Annotated in this window: 7 protein-coding genes; 2 read left to right on the forward strand and 5 right to left on the reverse strand. The window is 37.0% G+C overall.

Annotated features, from left to right (window positions below):
* Positions 1–93: 93 nt before the first annotated feature.
* On the reverse strand, positions 94–525 hold the full coding sequence (locus ACPYKA_RS17605; protein WP_336262853.1) for a hypothetical protein: 432 nt from the start codon (positions 523–525) through the stop codon (positions 94–96).
* A 14-nt stretch (positions 526–539) separates the two neighbouring features.
* On the reverse strand, positions 540–842 hold the full coding sequence (locus tag ACPYKA_RS17610) for a PadR family transcriptional regulator (RefSeq protein WP_336262854.1): 303 nt from the start codon (positions 840–842) through the stop codon (positions 540–542).
* Between the two features lie 313 nt (positions 843–1,155).
* On the opposite strand from ACPYKA_RS17610, the gene ACPYKA_RS17615 reads away from it, so the two are divergent.
* Positions 1,156–2,034, forward strand: coding sequence for a GNAT family N-acetyltransferase (locus ACPYKA_RS17615; protein ID WP_479543512.1), 879 nt, complete (start codon positions 1,156–1,158; stop codon positions 2,032–2,034).
* 296 nt (positions 2,035–2,330) lie between these two features.
* Here ACPYKA_RS17615 and ACPYKA_RS17620 read toward each other — a convergent pair whose 3' ends face one another.
* Positions 2,331–3,458, reverse strand: a complete 1,128-nt coding sequence (locus ACPYKA_RS17620) for a trans-sulfuration enzyme family protein (protein WP_479543513.1) — start codon at positions 3,456–3,458, stop codon at positions 2,331–2,333.
* An 85-nt stretch (positions 3,459–3,543) separates the two neighbouring features.
* The gene (locus ACPYKA_RS17625) at positions 3,544–4,167 is read right to left on the reverse strand and encodes an FMN-binding negative transcriptional regulator (protein WP_479543514.1); all 624 of its coding nucleotides are present in this window, start codon (positions 4,165–4,167) and stop codon (positions 3,544–3,546) included.
* A 126-nt stretch (positions 4,168–4,293) separates the two neighbouring features.
* On the opposite strand from ACPYKA_RS17625, the gene pdxR reads away from it, so the two are divergent.
* Positions 4,294–5,673 (forward strand): MocR-like pyridoxine biosynthesis transcription factor PdxR, encoded by a 1,380-nt coding sequence (gene pdxR, locus ACPYKA_RS17630; RefSeq protein ID WP_479543515.1) that lies wholly within the window; start codon positions 4,294–4,296, stop codon positions 5,671–5,673.
* Between the two features lie 449 nt (positions 5,674–6,122).
* Here pdxR and ACPYKA_RS17635 read toward each other — a convergent pair.
* On the reverse strand, positions 6,123–6,329 hold a 207-nt coding region (locus tag ACPYKA_RS17635), incomplete at its 5' end, for a formate dehydrogenase accessory sulfurtransferase FdhD (protein WP_479543516.1).

The following is a 6,329-nucleotide window of genomic DNA, read 5'->3' on the forward strand; positions in this document are numbered from 1 at the left end:
GGTGCGTAAACTGCTTGATGTCTGCTGTATTTAAGTCATTAGAAGCCCCTTCAAATTGCGTCAGCAATTAGTGGGGGAGGTTCACGAATAATTTTAATTAATTAACACTAAAAATGTTACCATAAAAACCCCGTACGCCCCCATCAAGCCAACCGATGTTTTAGTTAATTTTGGTTTAAGGGTTAAGCCTTCTCTTCCAAATTTAAATATGCTTACTACAAGGGTAACAACAGCCAAAAACAATGACAGCATAGCAATTAATACTGCAATCGTCGCAAATACTTCCACTTCAATAACCTCCCCTAATGGTTTTAATTTCAAAACAATAAAAACATTAATTATGGTAACTGCAACCAATATTTGACTTATACGATATCCGTAAATATATTTTTCATTTAGTTCTACATGCCAAGCATCAATTATGCCTATAAGTAGGTCAATTATTGTTTTTAATGATGTATCTGTTTGTTTTAATACATCAGTTAATTCATTACTATAACGTTTTCTCCAAGATTTAGGATACAAATAAACGAGCCACCTCATATTAGACCAAGCCTTTTCATGCCTATATTGGTTACCTTTTGAATTTCTTTAATTTGTTCTGTTAAATATATTTGTCCTTCCTCTGTTAGTCTGTAAGGTTTTTTACGGTCTTGCGATTCAACTGCACTTATATAACCGGCTTTTTCTAAACGTGAAATAGCTCCATATAATGTGCCTGGTCCCAATTTAACATCGTAATTTTTTTCAATATCCTCCATAATCGCATAGCCGTGACGATTTTGTTCAGCAAGACTTATCAAAATAAATAATGCGGGCTCTGAAAATTTACCTTTAGCCATATTCTCACTCCTTTTAAACAAATATTACGTTAAGTGTTATATCGTATAACGTAATATTAATATGTATTTTTAAAAAAGTCAATAAAAAAGCTACATTAAGCAATACGACCCAATTGTTGAGTTACTCTTTTATAAAATAATTTTTCCGCTCCCAATTCCACATTGAATAATGGAATATCCATCTTCATCTGCTTTTTCTTCATTCCATTTAACCGATATGGTAAAATTTTGTATGCTATTTAATTATCAGGTAGAGGTAAAATATCAATTAATATTGAAAACTTATAATGATGCTTTTAAGGAGGAGAAAATTATGGTTATATCCAATAAACCGCAGATAGAATTAGTCCAATTTGATAAATATGATATTCCAGGACTAATCGAGCTGTCTAGATCAGTTGGATGGGATTATGATGAAAATGAAATTGGAACAGTTCTATCATCAGGAACAATTTTCGGGCATAAAAACGCCGAAGGGAATATTGTGTCTAGTGCTGCAATAATTCCTTATGATACTTTTTTAGCTTCAATTGGTATGGTTATAGTGAATAAAGATTTTAGAGGTATGGGATTAGGGAAAGAGGCTACTAGGAAATGTATAGAGAGTGTTTCCAAGGAAACTGTCATTATGCTAATTTCAACAGAAGAAGGAAAACGCCTCTATGAAAAAATGGGTTTTAATACTGTTGATTTTGTTCATAAATATCTATGCGATAATTATATAACTAATACTAAAGCGAGACCTTTAAATAACAGTGAGATTATCATTGAAGAGTTTAATGGAGTCGATATTGATGAATTACTTACAATTGATGGCGATGCTTTTGGAGATAAAAGAAGTCGTTTTCTGATGAATAGAATAAAACAATCTGAAAACTGCTTAGTTGCAAAAGATATGAATGGAGCAATTGTGGGATATGGACTTTCCATTTTAGGGCCAATTAATCTCATATTGGGTCCAATTGTAGCACCAGACTATCAAACGGCATTAGTTTTAATAGATAAATTATCATCAGAGCATCGAGGGAAACTAAGAATTGATGTCCCATCAGGTAATAAAGAACTTATGATGTTATTAGAAAATAGCGGATTTGTTAATGTGAGTCAACCACCAATAATGGTACTCAATTCTGATAAAATGCCATCTAGAAACGATACATTATTCGGGATTGCTGCTCAAGTTTTTGGGTAGGTTGTAAAGAAACTTACAAAAATACCGACACCATTAATCCGGAGCGTTATAAAGGCCTCCCGCCTCTACTGGCGGGAGTTTAGTGACAAACTTCAAAATTTGCTTGCTAAATTATATTAAATTTTTTTAATCGTTGTTCGTCTTCACCGAGAAACTCTTTCGATTCTATAATCCTCTTGGGTGTATATACATTCATTTTATTATTTCTAGCTCAAGGTCATCCGCAAGTCCCAAAGCCAGTTCGTGGGGCAGAAGTAGAATCAACAATCGTAATGTTCATTTTGAATATTTTTTAATCATTTCAGAGCCTGTGATAAGTCTTCTTTCAAATCGTCCACATTTTCAATACCAATGGAGACTCGTAACAAGTTATCTGGAGTCATCGTGTTATTTCCTTCCACGGAAGAACGGTGTTCAATCAGGCTGTGTGTTCCTCCCAAACTTGTTGCCCGGGTAAATAATCGTAGCTTTGCTGCAACAGCCATCGCTTCACGTTCGCCGCCTTTTACTTGAAAGGACAGCATCCCGCCGGATGAGCTCATCTGCTGTACTGCAATAGAATGTCCCGGATGGTCGGAAAGCCCAGGATAATGAACAGCGTCGACATTCGGATGCTCATTTAAAAACTTAGCAATTGCCTCTGCATTTGAACAATGAACCATCATACGAGGGGCAAGAGATTGCACGCCCCTTAGTGCGAGCCAACAGTCGAAAGGAGAAGGCACAGCCCCTTTTGTTTGTTGCCATGCTCGTAGATTCGTTAACATTGGGCTTTCCGATCTCGCGACAACAGCACCAATCATCAAATCACTATGCCCTCCGATATATTTCGTCACAGAATGAATCGAAAAGTCGGCTCCCTGCGTGAGGGGACGTTGTAGAACTGGAGTTGCCCATGTATTATCAACGGCAGTGTAAGCTCCAGCTGCTTGTGCTAATTTGGTGATAACTGCAATATCCGTAACTTTTAGTAGTGGATTGGACGGTGTTTCGATCCAAACGAGACCAGTTGGTGCACTAGTTATTGCATTCTCAACTTCATGAAGATCTGTCATGTCAACAATGACAACATCAAATTTTGATCCAATATCAGTCTCCGAAAGAAGGGAACGAATGCCAAAGTACATATCGTTTGGCATAATAATCCGACGAGCTTTATCTGTGGGAAGGGCCTCGATTACGGATGTGATAGCCGCCATCCCTGATGAAAAGGTGACACAATCATACCCATCTTCAAGCGATGTAAGGCACTCCTCTAGAGCAAGTCGATTTGGGTTAGCTTCCCGACCATAGATAAATTCATTTGGATACGACCCATCTTCAGCTCGTTCGAATGTCGTGGAAAGATAGATTGGCGTAGTTACAGCACCTGTTGATTCATCAACTCGGCGACCAGAGTGAACAGCTTTCGTTTCAAAACGCATACAAATTCCTCGCTTTCAAAAATTATTATTAAGATCTGTGATTTTAAATAACGGTTGTTAAAAAATGTGTATCTAAGAAAATGTGTTAACTTTTTAAGGTTTTCTTTTTTAAAATTGTTCTCATCTGAGCTGCAATTTCCTGTTCATTCTCGCTTGTAGATTTTTCAAGTTGTGAAATAACAAGCTTTAACCGTTCGGCGGAATGATGTTGACTCAATTTAGCTTTTCCTTCGATTTTTTCAATGTTGATTTTGAATCCAACGATGCCTTTTGCTTGCCCCTCTAAAAAACGACCATCCAAGTCGTTCCATTGATAGGAACTAGTTGGTTCTTCATATTTCAATACCATCTGATGAAGGGAATCCATCATTTCCTTTCCGTCGATGATTTCAACCTTTCCATATACATGAGCAGCTACGTAATTCCATGTCGGAACGGCTTTATTTGTTTTATACCAGGAAGAGGAGATATAGCAATGCGGTCCCTGAAAAACGGCAAGCACTTCCTGTTCCGCTATGTCTTCCCACTGCTTATTCGGTTTGGCAAAGTGGCTGTATAGAAACTTTTTTTCTTTATCTAAAATCAAAGGAAGATGGGTCGCATACGGACGGCCTTCGTGTTGGGAAAATAATGTAGCAAAGCTATTTTTCTCAATAACTTCATAAATAATATCTTCATCTTTGATTTCAAAGTGCTTTGGAATATACATGATCATCACCTCTCAGCTAATTTCATGTTTGAAAATGTTTTATCGCTCTTATAAAATAGTATGATATAAAGTGACATTTTAAAAGATACAGTTTTGAATAAATAAGCATGTCAGGAGAATCCGAGTATGAAAAATTATCTTTTTGTCTTAAATAAAAGTTCTCCAAAATATAAACAAATCTACGAGCACTTTAAATCTTTAATTGAACAAGGCAATGTAAAAGCGGATGAACAACTGCCCTCCGTTCGACAACTTGCGGAATCTCTGCAAGTAAGTCGTAATACTACCTTAACGGCATATAATCAGCTTGTGGCAGAGGGGTATATTCGCGGGGAAGGACGAAAAGGATTTTTTGTTAATCCATTAGAGCCATCATTACATGAGGAACCACCAATTTTACCTAACAAAAAGAGGGTGGAAAAGAAAGCTTCCGTTCATGTCGATTTTCGGACAGATGCTGTAGATCAATCCCATTTCCCTTTAAAACGGTGGAGGCGAACAGCGAATCATATCTTAACGTTACCGGAGAGTTTTCGATATGGAGACCCTTTTGGAGAAATGAGTTTGCGTGAACAAATTGCCACATACTTACTGCAATCACGTGGGCTAAGAACAGATGAAAATGCAGTTATAATCGGAAGTAGTACGCAACAAATTCTTATCAATCTAGGCCGCATACTACGGGAAGAATATTCAAGTATTATCGTAGAAGATCCAGGTTTCGATGGTGCTAGGGAAGCATTTCAATTCCATCATTTTTCGCTTGAATATTTGCCGGTATATAGAACAGGTGCAGATCTTTCGCAACTTAATCAAATGGATTCACGCTTAATTTATGTAACACCTTCTCATCACAGTCCGTACGGGGTAAGCATGAACATTCAACAACGACAAACTCTTATTGGGTGGGCAAACAAGATACAGGGATACATTATTGAAGATGACTATGATAGCGAGTTTCGCTATACAGAGCAGCCGTTTCCAGCTCTTGCGTCAATTGATGCAACAAGAGTCATTTATTTGGGGAATTTCTCAAAGTCTTTTCTTCCGGGATTACGTTTAAGTTATATGGTGCTACCTGAGCCCCTTTTAACCCGATATAAAAATCAATTCCAAAATTTTGAAAGTTCCACTTCGATTTTTAGCCAACTAACCATGGCAAAATTTATGGAGAATGGGGAATGGAGTCGACATATTAAGCGGATGCGTCTCGTTTATAAACGAAAAATGACATTCCTCGTTTCTTTATTAAAAAAGCACTTTGGACAAAAGATATCAATTATTGGCGAACAATCCGGTCTGTACGTATTAATTAAGGTATATCTTAAGGTTTCGGAAGAATGGCTAATCGAGCAAGCTTTTCTTAATGGTGTTAGAGTGCGGCCTACTTCAATCTATTTCATAAAAAATCATTCGGATGATCCGATAATAAAAATAGGATTCAGCGGTCTTTCTTTTGATGAAATCGAATATGGTGTACATCTTTTAAAACAAGCATGGTTATGAAAATAAATTTTTTAAGGGATTTAAGAAAGATAAGAAGCAGTTATCGATCAGCGATCTATCTGAGTATGATGAAGTGCAGTCCGAGGACGTCGGCTCTTAGTCGGTAATGGCGCTTCCGCCTTTCTTCCGTGAATTGTTTGAGAGGGCGAGAGGAAGAAGAATCGTAATGAACGCTGGAACTTTCGCAATCTCAGGTGAGTTGGGCAGTCTTTGGAAAAATGTCAGCGATGATAGTTAAAATTTTTTACGAATTATTCTGCGTAGAAAGATGAGAGTTGCTCAAGTTAAGGTTGTAGTTTTCGCAAGCTCAAAACAAAAATCACCTAAAGGAAAACCCTTCAGGTGATTTAACAGTAAATAATATTTGTACGTTCCATTTCTTTATACATGTCTCGTAAATTTTCTCTTAGTTTTATACTATACCGCGTAAGTTTTCCTTATTTAGACGATCAATCCTCTTTTTTAATTAGTGCCTTCGTTTCTACAATCCTCTCTGGATGTGTATACACATTCATTTTATTATTTCGTGCAAAGCCAATTGCGGTTATTCCAAGGTCATCCGCAAGTTCCAAGGCTAAATTCGTTGGGGCAGAAGTAGAAATAATAATCGCAATACCCATTTTGGACACTTTTAAGAGTACTTCTGAAGAGATTCT

Origin of the sequence: Pseudogracilibacillus amylolyticus (SeqCode), from assembly GCF_051918545.1 — a bacterium.
Classification (GTDB): Bacteria; Bacillota; Bacilli; order Bacillales; family Amphibacillaceae; genus Pseudogracilibacillus.

What these genes read in the sequence shown, in the direction of transcription:
- pdxR (WP_479543515.1), top strand. Translation starts at nt 4,294, where the DNA reads ATGAAAAATTATCTTTTTGTCTTAAATAAAAGTTCTCCAAAATATAAA.
- ACPYKA_RS17620 (WP_479543513.1), bottom strand. Translation starts at nt 3,458, where the DNA reads ATGCGTTTTGAAACGAAAGCTGTTCACTCTGGTCGCCGAGTTGATGAA.
- ACPYKA_RS17625 (WP_479543514.1), bottom strand. Translation starts at nt 4,167, where the DNA reads ATGTATATTCCAAAGCACTTTGAAATCAAAGATGAAGATATTATTTAT.
- ACPYKA_RS17610 (WP_336262854.1), bottom strand. Translation starts at nt 842, where the DNA reads ATGGCTAAAGGTAAATTTTCAGAGCCCGCATTATTTATTTTGATAAGT.
- ACPYKA_RS17615 (WP_479543512.1), top strand. Translation starts at nt 1,156, where the DNA reads ATGGTTATATCCAATAAACCGCAGATAGAATTAGTCCAATTTGATAAA.